Raw genomic sequence first — 18,948 nt, 5'->3', positions numbered from 1 at the left:
CCGTGCCGTCGGCATCCCGCGCTGCGGCGGGCGGCTCCGCCGATGTCGGACCGCCGTGATATCCACTCCCCGTGGCCGAGTTCGAGGACTTCAACGATGTCCGGTCGCCGACGACCGTGGCATCGCGGGGAGGTGAGGGTGCGTCATGCGCGATGGGTCCCTGAGGTGCGTTCACTGCGGGCGGGACATCGGATGCGGGCCGCCTGCGGCGGGCGGGCCGGGGTGTCTCGGGCAGTTCCATGTCGACAGCGGTGAGGTCGCGTGCTTCCCGGAGCGGGGGGCGGCGAGTCCTCGTGCCCTGCCGGAGGGGCCGTGCGGCTGCGCGCCGCCGAGAGATCTCCTGCCGTCCGGGCCCGGGATGCCGCCGCCCGTCCCGGCCGGGGTCGCCGAGGTGGAGAGACTGGCCGGGGTCGGCAGGGCGTTCCTCGACCGGGCCGCGCCGCCGGGGACGGGGGCGCACGTCATCGAGTTGGCCGACGGGGCGGGTGTCTGTGTCGTGCAGCCGGTGCGCGGGGGCGGCAAGGTGTTTGTCGCCCCCGACGAGACGCTACTGTTCGTGCCTTCCTCGGCGGACTTCGCGACCGGGCTGGCGTCGTTCCTGGGAGGTGCGCGGACGGCCTGACGGTTCTTCCAGGCGAGGTCAGGGAGGGTCAGTGCAGGGCCAGGACGCAGAACTCATGGCCCTCCGGATCGGCCAGGCAGGTCCAGGGGACATCGCCCTGGCCGATGTCGAGATCGGTGGCGCCGAGCGCCCGCAGCCGGGCCACCTCCGCCGCCTTGTCGTCACCGGGACGGGGCAGCAGGTCGAGATGGACGCGGTCCGGCACGGTCCTGAGGTCGGGCCCGCGCAGGAATTCGAGGTAGGGCCCGGTGCCGTTGGCGGAGCGCCACACCGCGCTGCCGTCGGTCTCCCTGTGCGGGGTCCAGTCGATCGCCTCGCCCCAGAACCGGGCCATGGCACGCGGATCCCGGCAGTCGACGACCACCGCGGCGATCGGCCCGGTGTCCCGGTAGACCTCCCGAGGCTCCAGCACGCAGAACTCGTTGCCCTCGGGGTCCGCGAGAACCGTCCAGGGCACCTCGCCCTGGCCCACGTCGACGGGCGTGGCACCGAGGTCCCGGAGCCGGGCCACCAGGTCCGCCTGATGGGCCGCGGAGGTGGTGGCGAGATCGAGGTGCACCCGGTTCTTCACGGCCGACTTGGGTTCCGGGACGGGGACGACATCGATGCCCAGGGTGACCGGGTCCGGCCAGACGAGGTCACCTGGGGGGCCGACGTAGGTGGTGGTGCCGCCGGGGCTGTGGGCACTCCAGCCGAGCGCCTCCGCCCAGAACCGGCCGATCGCCGGGGCGTCGAGGGCCTTGATGTTCACCTGCACGGGTCGTAGGGCCATGCCGGGATCCTACGAGAGCGCCGGAGGCGCTCACGCCCGACAGTCACTTGAGGACGCGGGGCGTGAGCGCGAGCGGCGGTCACTTGAGGGCGCCGGGCCGCAGGAACACGAGCGGCGGTCACTTGAGCGCACCGGGCCACAGGAACACGAGCGGCAGCCACTTGAGCACGCCCGGCGGTCACTCGAACACCGGGTCCCCGCAGAGCCCTCGGCGCGAACGCCCGTCACTCAGGCACAGGGTCCTGGAATCCGCGGCGCCGCGCCGCCCCCGGTCGGCAGCGCAGCAGTCGGCCCAGGGTGAGCCCGGCGCCGCGCAGTGCGCCATGCCGGTGCAGGGCCTGGACGGCGTAGGTGGAGCAGGTCGGGGTGTACGGGCAGCAGGCGGGCCGCGTGGGGCTGACCCGGGTGCGGTACTGGCGGACGCCGTCGTACAGGGCTCCGGCGACCCGGCCACCGGGGCGCGGCGCGGCGTGATCGTCGGCGCCGGGGACCGGGCCGCCGCCGCGGGTCTTCGCGCCGGGCATGACGAGCATGAGCAGGGAGACGAGCATCAGATCGGGGCAGCAGACCCGCCCGAAGCTGCACCCGTCGGCACAGCCCTCGGCCTTGTCCATACGGCTGGTCTTCTGCCTGCGTCGATCGTCCCTGCGGTCGTTGTGGTTCTCCCGGCGCCATGCCATGTGGTGTTCCCCCTTGTGCGGTCGAGCCATGATCGTACTGAGTATCGGCACCGACGACCCACCGAGGTGCCGAAGGTAACGCGCGTCACGACAGGGGCCGCCGGAGCGGATGACTCCGTTCCGCGCGAAGCTCCGGGTGCCGCTCCGGTTGCCGCCCTCGGCCTGCTGCCGCACCCCGGCCCGCGCCGGAGCAGAACGCCTTCGCGGTGCGGTTCCCCCGGGGCAGGAGCCTGCGTGACAGTCGCCGACCAGGAACGGTCATGGTCCGGTCACATTCCCCGCGCGGGGCGGTCACGGGTCGCTGTGAGCATCCTGCCCGGCCATGCCGCCCGGCTGGCCGCAGGACCACGGCCGGAAGGCGGCACACTGTGTCAGCGCTGCTAGTGACGGACCCGGGCGAGCGGGAGCGGGACGCGGGAGCGCCGGGTACCCGGCTCGAAGCCATCGGCGCGGGTACGCACCGCGCGTTCCTCGCGTCCCCGCGCGGCGCCGCGCTCGGCGCCGGTTTCCTCCAGTGCCCTTCCTGGGCCGAGGTCAAGCGGGGATGGCGGCCGTTGCTGCTGGGCTGGGGACCGGACCCGGCGGCGGGGGCACCGGGACTGACCGGTGTGGCGCTGGCGCTGCTGCGCCAGTTCCCCGGCACCCGGCGGTACTTCGCCTATCTGCCGGAGGGACCCGTGGCCGACTGGTCCGACCCCGGCATCGACACCTGGCTCGATCCCCTGCTGGCCCGGCTGCGCGAGGCGGGCGCCTTCGCGGTGCGGATCGGTCCCACGCCCCCGTACCGGAGCTGGCCCGCGCGGGTGCTGAAGTCGGCGGCGGGGCCGGGGCGCCGACTGGCCGATGTGCTGGACTGCGCGGTCGACCCGCTGGGCGCCGCCGTCTCCGACCGGCTGCACGCGCGCGGCTGGCGGCGCTGCGGCAGCGGCGAGGGGGAGACGGAGGGCGGGGGTGACGCCCAGCCGCGTCATGTGTTCCAGGTGCCGTTGTCCGGGCGGGGCGGCGAGGAGCTGTGGGGCGGGCTGAACCAGGAGTGGCGGCGCAATGTGCGGCGGGCCCGCAAGGAGGGCGTCGAGGTGGTCGTCGGCAGCGCGGCCGAGCTGCCCGAGTTCTTCCGGCTGCTGGAGATCACCGAGCGCCGGGACGGGTTCCGGCTGGGCCGCTCCCTGGCGTACTACCAGCGTCAGTACGCGGCGCTCAACGCGGAGGAGCCCGGCCGGATGAAGCTGTATCTGGCCCGGCACCGGGGCGAGATCCTCGCCGCGCACACCATGGTGACGGTGGGCCGGCGCGTCTGGTACCAGACGGGCGCCTCGGCCGATCACCGGCGCGAGGTGCGACCGTCCAACGCGTTGCAGTGGCGGATGCTGCTGGACGCCCAGGCGTCCGGCGCACAGGTGTACGACATGCGCGGGGTACCCTCCACACTCGACCCCGCGGACCGCTCGTACGGGCTTCTGCGCTGGAAGCTCGGCACCGGGGGGAGCGTCGTGGAGACGCTGGGGGAATGGGAGAGACCGTTGGGCGGGACCACCAACCAGGCGCTCTACCGCGCCTTCCGGGCCTACCTGGCCCGCCGGTGAGCCAGGTACCCGCGGTGGCACCGACCGGTCGGAGACGACGGCCCGAACGACCCCGTCCACCGCAGGGCCCGGCGGACCCGGCGCGCCCCCCGGAGCCCCCCTCGCCCGCACCGCCGAAGTCATCCGTACCCCCGCAGTCATCCGGGCCGCCCCAGCAACGTCAGCTGGGTCAGCCCCCGTCGAAGTCACCCTCCGTCGCCCGGAGCGGCATGCTCATGGCCGCCGGGTCCCTGGTGTCCCGCGCCACTGGTTTCGCCCGGTCGGCGATCGTGGCGGCGGCCCTCGGCATCGGGCTGACCGCCGACGGCTACGCGGTCGCCAACGCCCTCCCGACCGTGGTCTACATGCTCCTGGTCGGCGGCGCGCTCAACGCGGTGTTCGTGCCGGAGCTGGTGCGGGCCGCGAAGGAGCACGCGGACGGCGGCGAGGCGTACACACAGCGGCTGCTGACGGTGTGCGCGGTGGCGCTGCTGGCGCTGACCGGGGCGGCGGTCGCGGCGGCGCCGCAGATCATCGCCGTGTACACCGGTTACAGCGGGGCGCAGGCGGAGCTGACCGTCGCGTTCGCCCGGTACTGCCTGCCGCAGATCTTCTTCCTGGGGCTGTTCACCGTGCTCGGCCAGGTGCTGAACGCGCGGGGCCGGTTCGGGGCGATGATGTGGACGCCGGTCCTCAACAATGTCGTCGTCATCGCGGTGTTCGGGCTGTATCTCGCGGTCGGTGACGGGGGCGCGCTGAGCGCCGGGGAGCGGGCGCTGCTGGGGTGGGGCACCACCGCCGGGATCGCGGTGCAGGCGCTGGCGCTGGTGCCGTCGCTGCGGCGGGCGGGGTTCTCCTGGTGGCCCCGGTTCGACTGGCGCGGCAGCGGGCTGACCCGGCCGCTGCGGGCGGCGGGCTGGCTGGTGCTGATGGTGCTGTCCAACCAGGCGGCGTACTGGGTCGTCACCCGGCTGGCGACCATGGCCGGTGAGCGGGCGGCGCGGCTGGGTATCGACGGCGGGGCGGGCTTCAGCGCGTACACCAACGCGTACACGCTGTGGGCGGTGCCGCACGGCATCGTCACCGTCTCCCTGATGACCGCGCTGCTGCCGCGGATGAGCCGGGCCGCGGCCGATGACGATCCGATGGCGGTCCGCCGCGATGTGTCGTCGGCGCTGCGGACCAGTTCCTCGATGATCGTGCCCGCGGCCTGTGTCCTGCTGGCGGTGGCGCAGCCGCTGATGGCGCTGGTGTACGGGTACGGCCGGACCGGTGCGGACGATGTGGCCCTGATGGCGGGCATCCTGATGGCGTTCGCGCCGGGGCTGGTGGCCTTCTCGGGGCAGTATGTGCTCTCCCGGGCGTTCTACGCGCTGGGTGACACCCGGACGCCGTTTCTGCTGAATCTGGTGATCGTCGTGCTGAACGCCGGGCTGGCGGTGGCCTCGTATGTGCTGCTGCCGGTGCGGTGGGCGGTGACCGGGATGGCGGGGGCGTACTCGGTGGCGCTGCTGGTGGGCTGGGTGGTGACGGCGTCGGCGCTGCGCCGGAGGCTGCTGCCGCCGCCGTCCCGGGCGGTTCCGGGCGGGCGTGCCCGGCACTCCCGGCGGGCCGGGCCCCGCCACCGCCGTGAGCCGCTGTGGCGCTCGGCGTCGGCGGGGACGATCGCGCGGCTGCTGCTGGCGGCGGTACCGGCGGCGGGCCTGGGCCTGTGGGCCACCCGGGCGAGCGGTGCGGCGGGCGCCGTGGGGGCGGCGGGCGCGGGCGCCCTCGTGGTCGGCGCGGTCTTCGTGGCCCTGGCCCGGCCGCTGCGCCTGACCGAACTGGACGCCGCGGTCTCCGGCGCCGTACGCAGGATCAAGAGGCGGCCCGCGCCCGGCTGAACACGGCCGGAGGACGGACCCGCGCACGACATACCGATCAAGTGAAGGGGGAGGCCGCCGTGCCACGCGTACTGCTCATCGAGGACGATCCGTCCGTGCGCGAGGGGGTGGAGCTGGGGCTGCGCCGACGCGGTCATGAGGTGGCGGCCGTGGCGAGCGGTGAGGAGGGGCTCGCCGCGCTGCCGGAGTTCCGGCCCGATCTGGTGCTGCTGGACCTGATGCTGCCCGGGGTCAACGGGGTGGAGGTGTGCCGCCGGGTCCGGGAGGCCGGGCAGCTCCCGATCATCATGCTCACCGCGCGCGGCGACGACTTCGACGTGGTCATCGGTCTGGAGGCGGGCGCCGACGACTACATCGTCAAACCGGCCCGTACGGAGGTGATCGAGGCGCGGATCCGGGCGGTGCTGCGCCGGATGGACGCGCCGGGCGCCGAGCGGCCCGTGGTGGAGCGGCACGGCGAACTGGTCCTGGACCGCGGGGGCCTGACCGTCACCAAGGCGGGGCGGGTGCTGGCGCTGGCGCCGTCGGAGTTGAAGCTGCTGCTGCATCTGAGTGCGGCGCCGGAGCAGGTGTTCAGCCGTCAGCAGTTGCTGGAGCATGTGTGGGAGCACAGCTACCACGGGGACGCCCGGCTGGTGGACGCGTGTGTGCGGCGGCTGCGGAACAAGATCGAGGACCAGCCGGGCGTGCCGCGTTACATCCAGACGCTGCGCGGATTCGGTTACCGGTTCGGGCCGCTGTGACGCGGGTGGCCGTGGGGAGGTGGGGACCGGCGGGGCGGCGGGGCGCGGTGGAGCGGCGGGGACCGGCCGGGCGGCGGGGAGCGGTGGGCCGGCGGCGGGGGCGGGCCCGGCGGACCCGCATCGGGCTGCGGACCCGGCTGGTCTTCGCGTTCCTGCTGGTGGCGCTGGTCACCGCGGTGTCCACGGCCGCCCTCACCTACCGCGAGGCCCGCAACTCGGTGCTCCAGGCGACCCAGGACACGGCGGTGTCGTCGTTCCGCGACCAGATCCGCCAGTACACCGTGCAGGTGCCGATCGAACGGGCCGGACTCCAGAGCGCCGTCCGCTCCCTCGCCAAGCTGGGCAAGCCACGCACCCTTTATGTCTTCGCCGAGTACGGCACGAGCGTACGGGTCTCGTCGGGGACGAGTCCGGTGTCGACGGTCGTCACCGATGAGCTGCGGCGCCGGGCGGTGAGCCATCCGCACGGCAGCTTCCAGCGGGTCGTCAAGGACGGGCGGCCCTATCTGGTGGTCGGGATGCCCGTGGTGATCGGGCTGGTCGAGCACAGCGAGATCGACACCGGTCTGGTGATGTACGCCGTCCTGCCGCTGGACGAGGAGCAGATGCAGATCGACGCGCTGGTCACGGCCGCCCGCAACGGGGCGCTGCCGGGCCTGGCGATCGCGCTGGTACCGGCGCTGCTGGCGGCCCGCAGTGTGCTGCGCCCGGTGCGTGAGCTGCGCGGGGCGGCGCTCAGCATGGGCAGCGGGCGGCTGGACACCCGGATCCCGGTGAAGGGGCGGGACGAACTCGCCGATCTGGCGGGGACGTTCAATGAGTCGGCGGCGGCGCTGGAGCGGTCGGTGACGGAGTTGCGGGAGGCGGAGACCCGGGCCCGCCGGTTCGCCTCCGATGTCTCCCATGAGCTGCGCACCCCGCTGGCGGGCATGCTCGCGGTCACCGAGCTGCTGGACGAGGACGCGGCCGGGCTCGACCCGGACACCGCGCGGGCGGTCCGGCTGATCAGCACGGAGACGGGGCGGCTCGCGGTGCTGGTGGAGGATCTGATGGAGATCTCCCGGTTCGACGCGCGGGCCGCCGAGCTGAACACGGACGAGGTCGATGTCGCCGAGACCATCCGCCGGACGCTGGCCGGGCGGCACTGGAGCGACCGGGTCCGCACCGACCTCGCCGACGGCATCCGGGCCCGTCTGGACCCGCGCCGCTTCGATGTGGTGATCGCCAACCTGGTCGGCAACGCGCTGCGCCACGGCGCCGCCCCGGTGACGGTGCGGCTGCGCCGCGACCCGGCCGGGCGGGACGGTGCGGGACGGCTGTGCGCGGAGGTCATGGACAGCGGTCCGGGGATCCGCCCGGAGGTCCTGCCCTATGTCTTCGACCGCTTCTTCAAGGCGGACCCGGCCCGCACCCGCTCCGCGGGCAGCGGTCTGGGCCTGGCGATCACGGCGGAGAACGTACGGCTGCACGGCGGGACCATCGACGCCGCGAACCGCGGTGACGGACCGGGCGCGGTGTTCACGGTGACGCTGCCCCTGGCGGAATCCCAGGGCCCGGCGGACGAGGCGACGGGGGCTGCCGGGCGGAGACGGCGGAAGGAGCGGGGGGCGTGAGCGCGGACGCGCGCGGGCGGGTACCGCTGGCGGCGCGGCGGGCCGGAGCCGCGGTGGTGGCCGGGGCGCTGCTCACCGGGTGCGGGATCAGCGCGACCGACCCGGTGGAGGCGGGCGATCCGGCGGTGATCGGTCTGCCCCTCGCCCCCGAGAACTGGAGCATGGTGTTCCTCCGCTCCCCCAGTGGCCGGCTGGTCCCGGTGTTCCGGGCCCGGACCTGGGGCGAACTGCCGCCGAAGCCGCCGGTGCTGGTGGCGGAGGCCGTCGAGGCGCTGTTCGAGGGTCCGACCCCGGAGGAGCGCGCGACCGGCCTGACCAGCACGCCGCTGCGGCTCCCGCCCGATCGGCCGGTACGGGTGTCGGTGGACGGCGAGTTCGCGCTGACGGTCCGGCTGCCGCTCGCCCTCGACGCGCTCGACGGCACGGCCCTGCGGCAGGTGGTGTGCACGGCCGCCCTCGCCCATGAACGGCGCGGCTGGACGCAGATCACGCTGGCGGGCACCGACGGCACCATGGAGGCCACGCCCTGCGACGCGGCCATCGACATCGTCCCGTCGACGGTCCGGCCCTCGCTCGCACCGCCGCGTCCCGAGGAACTGACACCGAACGAGTGGACCTCGTGAGCCCGTTGGGCGGCGCGGGACCCACGGCCACGCAGGGGATTTCCCCCGTCGTCCGCGCCACGGCCCGCGTGTTCGCGATCACTCTCGGTAGCCGGTACCGATAGCTTCACCCCCGGACGGCGCAGGGTGCGCCGGTCCGGAACGGGAGGTCACACGATGTCGGTCGTGGACGAGTCACTGGTCAACAACACGGCGTACGCCGCCGATTTCGGCGGTGCCCTGGCACTGCCCCCGGCACGGAAGCTGGCGGTCGTCGCGTGCATGGACGCCCGGCTCGACATTTTCTCGATGCTGGGTCTGAGGGAGGGCGACGCCCATGTCATCCGCAACGCGGGCGGGGCGGTGACGGAGGACGCGCTGCGGTCCCTGGTGATCAGCCAGCGGCTGCTGGGCACCCGCCGGATCATGCTCATCCACCACACCGACTGCGGGATGCAGACCTTCCGGGACGACGATCTGAAGCGGGACATCGAGAAGGAGACGGGAATCCGCCCGCCGTGGTCCCCGGAAGCCTTCGCCGATCTGGAGGACGACGTCCGCCAGTCGATCCGCCGTATCGAGGCGGACCCGTTCGTCCCGCACAAGCAGTATGTGCGGGGGTTCGTCTTCGATGTGGAGACGGGGCTGCTGACCGAGGTGAAGTGAGCCGGGCGGCCCGCTGACCGGGGTGAGCTGCACCGGGCCCGGTGCAGCTCACCCCGACCGCAACCGCTCCGCCTCCGCGCGGGCGCGGTCCGCAGCCGGGTGGTCGCCCGCCAGGGCGTGGGCCCCGGCCAGGGTGTCGAGGCCCACGGCCAGCCAGGTGCTGGAGCCGATCTGCCGCCAGAGTAGTACGGCGGCCTCGGCGCGTCGGCGGGCGGGTCCCGGACGGCCCACCGCGAGGTGGGCCTCCGCGAGGGCGTACAGGGTCGCGGCCTCGCCCCAGAGGTTGCCGAACGCCCGGTAGGTCCACAGACTCCGGGCGAGCAGACGGCGTCCCTCCCGGTGTTCGCCCTGCCGGACCAGGACGTCCCCGAGCCAGCAGGTGGCGTGGGTGGCGCTGAGCCGGTCGCCGAGGTCGTCGCTGATGGCGGCGGCCCGGCGGTAGGCGTCGGCGGCGGCCGGGTAGGCGCCGCGTGCCCGATGGCTCTGGCCCAGACAGCGCAGCGCCTGGGCCTCCCCCGGCCGGTAGCCCGCGACCCGGCTGACCCGCAGACAGATCGTGAACCGTGCGACGGCGGCCTCGACCCGTCCCTGCTCCAGGTCGATGACCCCGAGGCCGTTGGTCGCGTAGACGACGCAGTTGGCATTGCCCGCCGACTCGGCGAGCCGGGCGGCCTCCTCGAAGTGGCGCACGGCCAGGGTGTACTGGCCGAGGAGCCGGTGCACATAGGCGAGCCCCGCCGTGGCACCGGCCCGGTAGGCGGGTCCCTGGCCCTCGGCGTGCCGGAGGGCCTGCTCGAAGTGGTCCAGCGCCTCCGGGTAGCGGTCGAGGATGGTGGTGAGTTCGCCGAGGCAGCGGTGGACCTTCGCGGCGCTGTGACGGTCGCCGCCGCTCAGGGCCGCTTTGAGGGCCCGGTTCTGGAGCCGCTCCCAGTCGTCGAAGTGACTGCCGACCTGGAAGAGGGTCGTGAGGGCGGTGGCCAGTCCGGCGGCGGGTGCGACGCTCTCCGCCGCGTCGAGCGCCTGCTCCGCCACATCGATCAGGAACCGGCGTTCCTCGGTGAACCAGGCCAACGGGTCGGCGAGCAACTGGGCCGCCTCGGTCGCGGGGAGCTGCCAGGGGGCCAGGTCCCGTTGTGAGATGCCCTGGAAGTCGACGCTGAGGGCGTCCCCGGCCAGGTCGGCGAGGTGCAGACTCGCGCTGAGCAGCCGGGTGAGGGCGGCGGCGCGCTCCTCTTCCGGGACGTCCTGTTCGGCCCGCTCCCGGCCGAACAGCCGTACCAGGTCGTGGAGTTGATAGCGGATGCCGGAGGTGTCCGCCGGGCCGATCTGCACGAGATGCACCTCGACCAGGTCGTCGAGGACCGCCTCCGCCTGGGCGAGCCCGGTGTCCAGCAGCGCGGCCAGCGCCCAGGCGGCGAAGCCCGGTCCGGGCAGCAGGGCGGTCATCCGCAGTCCGTGCCGGGTCGCCGCGCTCATCTGCTGGTAGGTGAGTTCGAGACTGGCCCGTACGGCGATATGGCCGACGGCCAGTTCGTCCAGCTTGCGCTGTTCGTCGGCGAGGGCGCGCGCCACCTTGGCCAGGGGCCAGCCCGGCCGGGCGGCCAGCCGCGCACCGGCGACCCATACCGCGAGCGGGAGGCCGCCGCAGGTGTCCACGATGGCGCGGGCCGGGCCCGACTCCGCGTCGGTCCGGTCCCGGCCGAGCATCTCCCGCAGCAGTGCGAGCCCCGTCCCGGAGTCCAGTACGCCCAGGGGCAGGCGGTGGCAGCCGAGTTCCGCCATGGTCGTCCGGCTCGTGACGATGGCGGCGCAGCGCACCCCGGTGGGCAGGAGGTCGCTGACCTGTCCGACACCGGCGGCGTTGTCCAGGACGACCAGGGTGCGCTGGCCCGCGAGGAGGGTGCGGTAGAGGTGGACCCGTTCCGTCAGCTCCGCGGGCACGGCGCCGCCGGGGATGCCGAGGGCGCGGAGGAAGGTGCCGAGGACCGTGAAGGGGTCGGCCGGTTCGTCGCCGAAGCCCCGCAGATCCGCGTGGAGCTGGCCGTCCGGGAAGCGGGCGGCCAGCAGATGCCCGGTGCGGACGGCGAAGGCCGTCTTGCCCACTCCGGCGGCGCCGGTGACCAGCAGGGTCGGCGGACCGGGCCGGTCGTCGGTGCCGAGCAGCCGCCGGGCCTCGTCCGTCTCGCTCTCCCGGCCGACGAAGACGGACCGGTCCGCCGGGAGGAGCCGGGGGATCAGCTGGCGCACCATGGGCGGACCGGCCGCCGGGCCGCTCCGGGCGGCCGGTCGGGGGGCCGCGGCCGGTTCGGGATCACCGGCGAGGATCCGTCCGTGCAGCCGCCGCAGCGCCGCGCCGGGGTCGACACCGAGTTCGTGCGCGAGCCGCCGCCGGGCGCGCTCGTACACCTCCAGCGCCTCGGCCTGGCGTCCGCACCGGTACAGGGCCAGGATCAGCTGCCCGGCCACCCGTTCGTCGAGCGGATACGACCGGGCCCGGTCGGCCAGTTCGCTCACCATCCCGTCGTGCCGGCCCAGGCGCAGCCGCACATCGGCCAGCTCCAGCTGGGCGGCCAGCCGCTCGCCGTCGAGGAGGTGGCGCTGCGCGTTGAACCACGGGGTGTCCACGCCGGTGAAGGCGCTGCCCCGCCACAGCGCCAGCGCCTCCCGCCACAGCTCCTCCGCCTGTGCGTCGCCGCCCGCCTGCCGCGCCCGGTCCGCGAGCGCCCGGAAGCGGTGCGCGTCCACCGCCGAGGGCTCCACCGCGAGCCGGTAGCCGCCGCCCCGCTCCCGGGTGAGGGCCGTGCCCTCGGCCGCGAGGGCGTGCCGCAGCCGGGAGAGGTACCCGTACAGGGTCCGGCGGCCGTTCGCCAGGTCGGTGTCCCCCCACACCCGCTCCACCAGCGTGTCGGCGGACACCCCCTGCTCCGCGTCGACCAGCAGCGCCCCCAGCACCCGCCGCTGCATCGCGTGCCCCACGTCGACGGGGATGCCGTGCCGCCGCACCTCGATGGTCCCCAGGATCCCGAAGCGCGTGGCCATCCCACCCCCTGTGTCACCCGACGACACCCCCTGCGTCCCCCGCACGTCCCACTCTGAACGCCACCGACCTGCGGACCTAGGCGGATTCAAGCTTTTCCAGAGGTTTACCGACACCGGCTCCGCGACGGTGAGAGCAGCACGGACCCGGCATCTCAGGGGGCGGCCCTGCTCGGGGGGCAGCACGGACCCGGCACCTCAGGGGGGTGGCCCAGTTCGGGGGCAGCACGGACCCGGCACCTCAGGGGAGTAGCCCTGCTCGGAGACACCGGCCACCACACCACCGCCGGGCCCGGTCCACCGCCGCCACCGGCACGCCGGTCCTCCCGGACCGCCTCACCTTCTTGGGGGAACCCTGTCATGACCGCCCGTATCCCGCGCCGCGCCCGCGGTGCCCTCTCCGCCGTGTGCGCCGCCACGGTGGCCTTCACCGCCCTCGGCGTGGCCCTGCCCGCCTCGGCGCGGGCGGCAGGCTGCGAGACCCTGTCCGCCACGGTCCGGAACGCGGCCGGCCTCAACGGCGGACACGTCCAGGCGACGGCCTGTATCTACAGCGCCAGCGCCGACTTCAACGACGCGTACTTCAACTACGTCCAGGACCACCAGGCCGACGGAGTCGCCGCCCGCGCCTATGTGACCACCCCCGGCTTCTTCTACGGGCCGCTCGCCACCGACGACACCTCCACCTCCGGTGGGCAGGTCATCACCTGGGAGTCGACCGACTCCGATGTCGCCTGGGTCCGGGTGTGGGTGTGCCTCGGCAAGACCTACCCGGGCGAGAGCGGTGCCCGCTGCGCGTCCGACATCACCTACGCCTGATCCCGCACACCACCGACTCCCAGTGAAAGAAGGGGTTCCCATGCGTACCGTCTCCCGCTTCGCGGTGGCCGCCGTCGGCGCCGCCGCGACCGTCCTGTGGTTCTCGACCTCGGCGCACGCCGACGCCGTGGTCGGCAACGGCTACGCCTACGGCGGATTCATCAGCTACGGCGACAAGGTCTGGGTCGAGCACTACGAGGGCCGGACCAGCTCGGTCGAGTGGTACACGAACTACGGCCGCTCGGGGTCGTGCAGTGTGACCACCCCGCAGGTGTCGCGGACCTGCAACTACGACATGCGCGAGGACGGAACCATCACCCTCTGGGTGTGCACCACGGGGCCCGGCCTGGGCAACGACGAGTGCAGCACACCGGTGATCGACCGGATCGGCGGCTGAGCGACGCGGTCGTGAGACACACCGGCCTCACGACCGCGCTCGCGCCAACGGGCGGGGCCGTCCCCGGACCGGAAGAGACCGCGGCGTGGAATCATCGGGCGATGACCGAACCGAACCCCTGGGACGACTCCGGCTTCCGGCGTGAGATCGAGCGGATCGTCAACGAGATCGCCCAGCGGCTCCGCACACCGGGCGAAGGGACGGCCTGGTTCACCGGGCTCTCCCTCCCGTACCGGAAGATGGTGCTCCAGGAGGTCGCCGGGTACGCGATGCAGGCGGGCGTCACGGCCGCGGACGGGCGGGCGGGGGTCGCGCTCTCCGGGGTCAAGCCCACGGCGAACCCCTCGGTGATGATCTGTCTGGACCCGCCCCGCTACGGGTTCGCGGGTCTCCCCGCCGACGAGCATGTGACAGCGTTCCGCGTCCTGGTCTGTGTGTTCGCCGTCGCGGACACCCGCCGCAGGGAGACGCGCTGCAAGGGCGCCTGCCACCACACCTGGCACCGGCTGTCTCCGGGCGGGTCGGCACCCTGACGGCTCCCGGCCGGTGCGACCGCACCCGCCGCGTCACCCCCAAGTGGCACCGCCACCCCCCACCGGTTCCACGACCGCGCCGGAAGGGAAGGGTCGAGGGCGTGGCAGGTATCAGCGGTGCGTTGGAAGAGGCTCAGGAGCGGGTTCGGGTCTGCCGGGAGAGGGGGGACGAACCGGAGCTGGCCCACGCGCTGATCGTCCTGTCGGCGGAGTTGCAGAAGGCCGGACGGCTGGACGAGGCGGTCGCGGCGGCGCGGGAGGGGGCCGGGCTGTACCGGGCGCTCGGCAATCGTGAGGGGCTGTCCTGGGCCCTGGAGAATCTGGGCGGGCGCTGCACCGCGGCGGGGCGGTTCGCGGAGGCCGTCGAGGCCACCGGCGAGCGGGTCGCCCTCCAGCGGGCGGCGGGTGACCTGGCGGGGCTCGCGCACGCGCTCGTCACGCTCGGGTCGCAGCTGGAGGCCGCCGGACGGCTGGACGAGGCCCTCGGCGCCGCCCTGGAGGGCACCGCCGTGTACCGGCGGCTCGGCGGGGCGGGCGGGATCGCCTGGGCCCTCCAGAACCTCGCGCGCCGGTACCAGACGGCCGGGCGGTACCGGGAGGCCGCGCGGGAGACGGAGGAGGAGGCCGGTATCCACCGGGCCGCCCAGGACCGTCCGGCGCTGGCCGGTGCCCTGGTCGTGCTGGGATCGCAGTTGCTGGCGGCGGGGGCGCCGGAGGAGGCCGTGGTGCCCGCCCGGGAGTCGGTGACGCTGTATCAGTCGCTGGGCAACCGCGCGGGCTTCACCTGGGCCCGCCAGAACCTGGACCGGATCGGTACCGTCCTGGCCACCCGGCAGCCCTTCGCGTACACGGTCCCGCCGCCCTACACCGTGGAGGCGTCGTTCCCGCCCGGCGCCCCGACGGCCACGCTGTCGCGCACCGGCGGGCACATGGAGCTCTTCGCCGTCGACACCGAGGGGCGGATGTGGACGTCCTGGTGGTGGCAGGGCGCCTGGGACGGCAGTTTTCTGCTGGCCGGGCATCTCTTCCCGCCCGGCGCCCATGTGGCCGCCCTCTCCCGCAACGACGACATCATGGACGTCTTCGCCGTCGACGGCGAGGGACAGGTGTGGTCCACCTGGTGGAACGGGGAGTGGAAGGGCTGGTTCGCCCTGCCCGGCCCCGTCTTCCCGGCCGGGGCACCGCTGACCGCCGTGGCCCGCAACGACGACTACATGGAGGTGTGGGGCGTCGACCGCGACGGCCGGGTCTGGGGCAACTGGTGGCACGGCGAGTGGCGGGGCTGGTACGAGATCCCCGGCCAGGTCTTCCCGGCGGGCGGGCATCTCGTCGCGCTGTCCCGCAACGACGACCACATGGAGGTCTACGCCGTCGACGGGGACCGTCGGCTGCGGGCCGCCGCGTGGGGCGGCGAGTGGGGCGAGTGGAAGCGGATCGGGACGTACGAGTTCCCGCCCGGATCACCGCTCGCGGCCCACTCCCGGCACGAGGAGCATCTGGAGATCTGGGGCATCGGCACGGACGGCCTGGTGCGGGGCACCTGGTGGGACGGCCATGACTGGCACGAGTGGTACACCCTCGGGGGCCGCGCCTACGAGGCCGGGTCGCCGATCGCCGCGCTCTCCCGGCACGAGGACCACCTGGAGGTCTATACGGTCGACCGGGACGGCCAGACCTGGGGGAACTACTGGGACTCGGAGAACTGGCACGACTGGTTCCGGGTCCGCGCCGAGCAGCCGTTCGCCGGACCGGCCCATCTGTCGACACTGTCCCGCGACGACCACCACATGGAGGTCTTCGGCGTGGACCGGGCCGGGAAACGAACCGCGGCCTGGTACGTCGACGGCGACTGGCACGACTGGTTCCTGCTGCCCCCGGCCGCCGTACCGCTGCCGGACGGCGAGATCCCGCCCGGCGACGAACGGATCTTCACCCTCGGCCGGGAGATCTGGGTCTACAGCACCGTCGGCACCCGCCTCCCGCTGTACTGCTCCGAGGCCCGGCTCACCGTCCGCAGCGACGGCGGCTGGCGCTTCACCGCGTTCCTGCGGAACACGGAGACCGACGGCGACTGCCAGTTCGACCTGTATCTCCGGCTCGACGGCACCACCCGGCCCTTCGACTTCCGGCTGTCCGGCGAACTCGGCGCCCCCGGCGACAAGGAGGCCGCCCGCATCGGCCGCCGCGCGCGGGGACACCTCCCGGAACAGCGCTTCACCGAGGAGGGGCACTACGACGCCCTCACCGACCCCGCGTTCTTCCGTGAGGTGTTCACCTGCGCGGCGACCTTCACGCTCCCGCCACCGGCCTGGAACGACTACATCGTGCCGCCGGCGGAAGAACCCGAGGAGTAGCCCCGGTCAGGGGGCGCCCGACGCTCCCCCGGCGACCGGGCGGGCGTCGCCCCAGTACTCGTGCAGGGCGCTGAGCCGTTCGCCGCGTACGGTCACCACGATCAGTTCCCAGTTGCGGTACGCGGCGGTGCCGACCGAGGTGCCGACGGACTCGTACTCGTAGAAGACCCGGTCGCCGGCCGGGGTGGCGCGGCGGCGGGTGCCGGAGACGTGGTTGCCGTGGGCCGCGTGGAAGGCGGTCCAGTCGGCGACGGTCCGTCTGCCGGTGGTTCCCTCGAACCGGCCGCGGGCCGGGTGGTCGGGGAACCAGAAGCTGAAGTCGTCCGTCAGCAGCGCCAGGAACGGCTGCCAGTCGCCCGTGCGCCAGCCGTTGTCGAAGGCGTCCATCGCCGCGTTCGCGACCCTCAGCACCCGGTCGTCGCGGCGGCGCGCGACGACGGCCGCGGCCGGTGCGGGGAGCAGTGCGCCCGCCGCGGCGACGCCGGTGACCAGGCCGGTCACGGCGGCGCCGCGCAGCGGACGCCTCCGGTCGGGGGTCCGTTCCACTCGTCCTCCCAGGTCTTCGCCATCCGGTTTCCGGGAGCGAGCCTGGCGCGGGGCGGCGAAAACCGGGGGAAAGACGGGAGAAGGACGAGGGAAAGACGCCCGTGGTGCCGGGGCTACAGGGTGCGTTCGAGCCGGTCCGCGATCAGTTTCACGAAGCGGGCGGGCTCGGCCGGCCGGCCGCCCTCCGCGAGGACGGCGAGGGTGTGGAGGAGTTCCGCGGTCTCGGGGAGGGCGGGGTCCTCGGGGCGCTGGGTGTGGGCGTCGTTGAGGGACTTCACCAGGGGGTGACCGGGGTTCAGCTCCAGGATGCGCTTGGCGGTGGGGATGTCCTGGCCCATGGACCGGTACAGGTTCTCCAGAGCGGGCGTCATCCCGTCCGACTCGGAGACCACGCAGGCCGGGGAGACGGTGAGGCGGGTGGAGAGGCGGACCTCCTTGACCTCCTCGGCGAGCCGCCCGGTCATCCAGGTGAGCAGCGCCGCGTACTCCTCGTCGCGCTTCTCCTTGCCCTCGTCGGCCGCCTCGCCGTCCTCGCCCGTGCCGAGGTCGATCTCGCCCTTGGCGACCGAGCGGAGCCCCTTGCCGTCGTACTCCCCCACCGCGTCGACCCATACCTCGTCGACCGGGTCGGTGAGGAGGAGCACCTCGATGCCCTTGGCGCGGAACGCCTCCATGTGGGGGCTGTTCTCCAGGGCGGTGCGGGAGTCGCCGGTGAGGTAGTAGATGTCGGTCTGGCCCTCCTGCATCCGCTCCGCGTAGGCGGCGAGCGAGGTGGGCTCCTCGGGGTCGTGGGTGGTGGCGAAGGAGGACGCGGCGAGGAGGGCGTCACGGTTGCCGGAGTCGGTGATCAGGCCCTCCTTGAGGACCGCGCCGAACTCCCGCCAGAAGGCGGCGTACCGGTCGGGCGCCGAGGTCCGCAGGTCCTTCACCGTGGAGAGGATCTTCTTCGTCAGGCGCCGCTGCATCATCAGGATGTGGCGGTCCTGCTGGAGGATCTCGCGGGAGACGTTCAGCGAGAGGTCCTGGGCGTCGACCACGCCCTTGACGAACCGGAGGTAGGGCGGGAGCAGTTCCTCGCAGTCGTCCATGATGAAGACGCGCTTCACATAGAGCTGGACGCCGCGCTGGTGGCCCTGGGTGAACAGGTCGTGCGGGGCGTGGGAGGGGATGTAGAGGAGCGCCTGGTACTCGAAGGTGCCCTCGGCCTGAAGGCGGACGGTCTCCAGGGGTTCGCGCCAGTCGTGGCTGATGTGCTTGTACAGCTCGTGGTACTCGTCGTCCGACACCTCGCCGCGCGGGCGGGCCCACAGCGCCTTCATCGAGTTGAGGGTCTCCGCGACGGGCTCGGACCGCGGCTCGGTCCCGGACTCGGATCCGGACTCGGACTCGGATCCGGACTCGGACTCGGACTCGGTCCCGGGCTCGCTCTCCGGCTCCGCGCCGCCCTCCGGCCGGGGCGGGACGAGCCGGATCGGCCAGGTGATGAAGTCCGAGTAGCGCTTGATGGTCTCCCGGACCTTCCAGGGCTCGGTGAAGTCGCCCAACTGGTCCTCGGGATCGGCCGGCTTGACATGCAGGGTCACCGAGGTGCCCTGCGGCGCCTCGTCCACGGCCTCCAGGGTGTACGTGCCCTCCCCCCGGGACGTCCAGCGGGTGCCCTTGGTCTCACCGGCCTTGCGGGTGAGGAGGGTGACCTCGTCGGCCACCATGAACGACGAGTAGAAGCCGACGCCGAACTGGCCGATCAGCCCGTCGGCGCCCGCCGCGTCCTGCGCCTCCCGCAGCTCCTTGAGGAACGCGGCGGTGCCGGAGTGGGCGATGGTCCCGATGAGCCGGGTGACCTCCTCGTACGACATGCCGATGCCGTTGTCCCGCACGGTGAGGGTGCGGGCGTCGCGGTCGAGGTCGAGTTCGATGTGGAGGTCGGAGATGTCGGCGCCGAGGCTGTCGTCGCGCAGGGCCGCGAGCCGTAGCTTGTCCAGGGCGTCGGACGCGTTGGAGACCAGCTCCCGCAGGAAGACATCCTTGTTCGAGTAGATGGAGTGGATCATCAGATGGAGGAGCTGACGTGCCTCCACCTGGAACTCAAACGTTTCGGTCGCCATGGTTCGCGAGTACCT

General features: G+C 73.5%; 16 protein-coding genes. 11 read left to right on the top strand and 5 right to left on the bottom strand.

All coding sequences use genetic code 11. The features are described 5' to 3' along the window. Positions 1 to 358 precede the first annotated feature (358 nt). On the top strand, positions 359 to 622 hold the full coding sequence (locus ABZX40_RS31805) for a hypothetical protein (RefSeq protein WP_355733503.1): 264 nt from the start codon (positions 359 to 361) through the stop codon (positions 620 to 622). Between the two features lie 28 nt (positions 623 to 650). On the opposite strand, the gene ABZX40_RS31800 is transcribed toward ABZX40_RS31805, so the two are convergent. Further along, entirely contained in the window at positions 651 to 1,394 is a 744-nt protein-coding gene (locus ABZX40_RS31800) for a VOC family protein (RefSeq protein WP_355733506.1), read from the bottom strand. Positions 1,395 to 1,618: 224 nt separating this feature from the next. After that, positions 1,619 to 2,074, bottom strand: coding sequence for a membrane protein insertion efficiency factor YidD (yidD, locus tag ABZX40_RS31795; RefSeq protein WP_355733508.1), 456 nt, complete (start codon positions 2,072 to 2,074; stop codon positions 1,619 to 1,621). A gap of 443 nt (positions 2,075 to 2,517) precedes the next feature. On the opposite strand from yidD, the gene ABZX40_RS31790 reads away from it, so the two are divergent. The 6 genes from ABZX40_RS31790 to ABZX40_RS31765 all read left to right on the top strand — a co-directional run bounded on the left by ABZX40_RS31790 (position 2,518) and on the right by ABZX40_RS31765 (position 9,143). Continuing rightward, positions 2,518 to 3,657, top strand: a complete 1,140-nt coding sequence (locus ABZX40_RS31790) for a peptidoglycan bridge formation glycyltransferase FemA/FemB family protein (protein WP_355733914.1) — start codon at positions 2,518 to 2,520, stop codon at positions 3,655 to 3,657. Further along, positions 3,582 to 5,519, top strand: coding sequence for a murein biosynthesis integral membrane protein MurJ (gene murJ, locus ABZX40_RS31785; protein ID WP_355733510.1), 1,938 nt, complete (start codon positions 3,582 to 3,584; stop codon positions 5,517 to 5,519). Before ABZX40_RS31790 ends, murJ begins: the two co-directional genes overlap by 76 nt. Positions 5,520 to 5,578: 59 nt before the next feature. Beyond that, positions 5,579 to 6,262 carry a response regulator transcription factor gene (locus ABZX40_RS31780; RefSeq protein ID WP_355733513.1) on the top strand — a complete coding sequence of 228 codons (684 nt, stop codon included), beginning with the start codon at positions 5,579 to 5,581 and terminating at the stop codon, positions 6,260 to 6,262. Between the two features lie 83 nt (positions 6,263 to 6,345). Then, positions 6,346 to 7,875 (top strand): HAMP domain-containing sensor histidine kinase, encoded by a 1,530-nt coding sequence (locus tag ABZX40_RS31775; protein WP_355733516.1) that lies wholly within the window; start codon positions 6,346 to 6,348, stop codon positions 7,873 to 7,875. Next, positions 7,872 to 8,498 carry a hypothetical protein gene (locus ABZX40_RS31770; RefSeq protein WP_355733518.1) on the top strand — a complete coding sequence of 209 codons (627 nt, stop codon included), beginning with the start codon at positions 7,872 to 7,874 and terminating at the stop codon, positions 8,496 to 8,498. The genes ABZX40_RS31775 and ABZX40_RS31770 overlap by 4 nt, the downstream gene beginning before the upstream one ends. A gap of 156 nt (positions 8,499 to 8,654) precedes the next feature. Next, on the top strand, positions 8,655 to 9,143 hold the full coding sequence (locus ABZX40_RS31765) for a carbonic anhydrase (RefSeq protein ID WP_356008922.1): 489 nt from the start codon (positions 8,655 to 8,657) through the stop codon (positions 9,141 to 9,143). Positions 9,144 to 9,191: 48 nt separating this feature from the next. Here ABZX40_RS31765 and ABZX40_RS31760 read toward each other — a convergent pair whose 3' ends face one another. Continuing rightward, entirely contained in the window at positions 9,192 to 12,182 is a 2,991-nt protein-coding gene (locus tag ABZX40_RS31760) for a BTAD domain-containing putative transcriptional regulator (protein WP_355733524.1), read from the bottom strand. 357 nt (positions 12,183 to 12,539) lie between these two features. On the opposite strand from ABZX40_RS31760, the gene ABZX40_RS31755 reads away from it, so the two are divergent. The 4 genes from ABZX40_RS31755 to ABZX40_RS31740 all read left to right on the top strand — a co-directional run bounded on the left by ABZX40_RS31755 (position 12,540) and on the right by ABZX40_RS31740 (position 16,282). Next, on the top strand, positions 12,540 to 12,998 hold the full coding sequence (locus tag ABZX40_RS31755; protein WP_355733527.1) for a hypothetical protein: 459 nt from the start codon (positions 12,540 to 12,542) through the stop codon (positions 12,996 to 12,998). A gap of 40 nt (positions 12,999 to 13,038) precedes the next feature. Continuing rightward, entirely contained in the window at positions 13,039 to 13,395 is a 357-nt protein-coding gene (locus tag ABZX40_RS31750) for a hypothetical protein (protein ID WP_355733530.1), read from the top strand. Positions 13,396 to 13,496: 101 nt separating this feature from the next. Continuing rightward, the gene (locus ABZX40_RS31745) at positions 13,497 to 13,928 is read left to right on the top strand and encodes a DUF5958 family protein (protein ID WP_355733533.1); all 432 of its coding nucleotides are present in this window, start codon (positions 13,497 to 13,499) and stop codon (positions 13,926 to 13,928) included. Between the two features lie 101 nt (positions 13,929 to 14,029). Then, positions 14,030 to 16,282 (top strand): hypothetical protein, encoded by a 2,253-nt coding sequence (locus tag ABZX40_RS31740; RefSeq protein ID WP_355733536.1) that lies wholly within the window; start codon positions 14,030 to 14,032, stop codon positions 16,280 to 16,282. A 6-nt stretch (positions 16,283 to 16,288) separates the two neighbouring features. Here the strand turns inward: ABZX40_RS31740 and ABZX40_RS31735 are convergent, their stop codons facing one another. Next, entirely contained in the window at positions 16,289 to 16,828 is a 540-nt protein-coding gene (locus tag ABZX40_RS31735) for a nuclear transport factor 2 family protein (protein WP_355733538.1), read from the bottom strand. A 113-nt stretch (positions 16,829 to 16,941) separates the two neighbouring features. After that, positions 16,942 to 18,933 (bottom strand): molecular chaperone HtpG, encoded by a 1,992-nt coding sequence (htpG, locus tag ABZX40_RS31730; protein WP_355733541.1) that lies wholly within the window; start codon positions 18,931 to 18,933, stop codon positions 16,942 to 16,944. Between the last annotated feature and the right edge of the window lie 15 nt (positions 18,934 to 18,948).

Source organism: Streptomyces sp. NPDC004610, assembly GCF_040609715.1.
In the GTDB taxonomy this organism is placed as follows: Bacteria; Actinomycetota; Actinomycetes; order Streptomycetales; family Streptomycetaceae; genus Streptomyces.
This window is presented reverse-complemented; position numbering and strand designations above follow the sequence as displayed.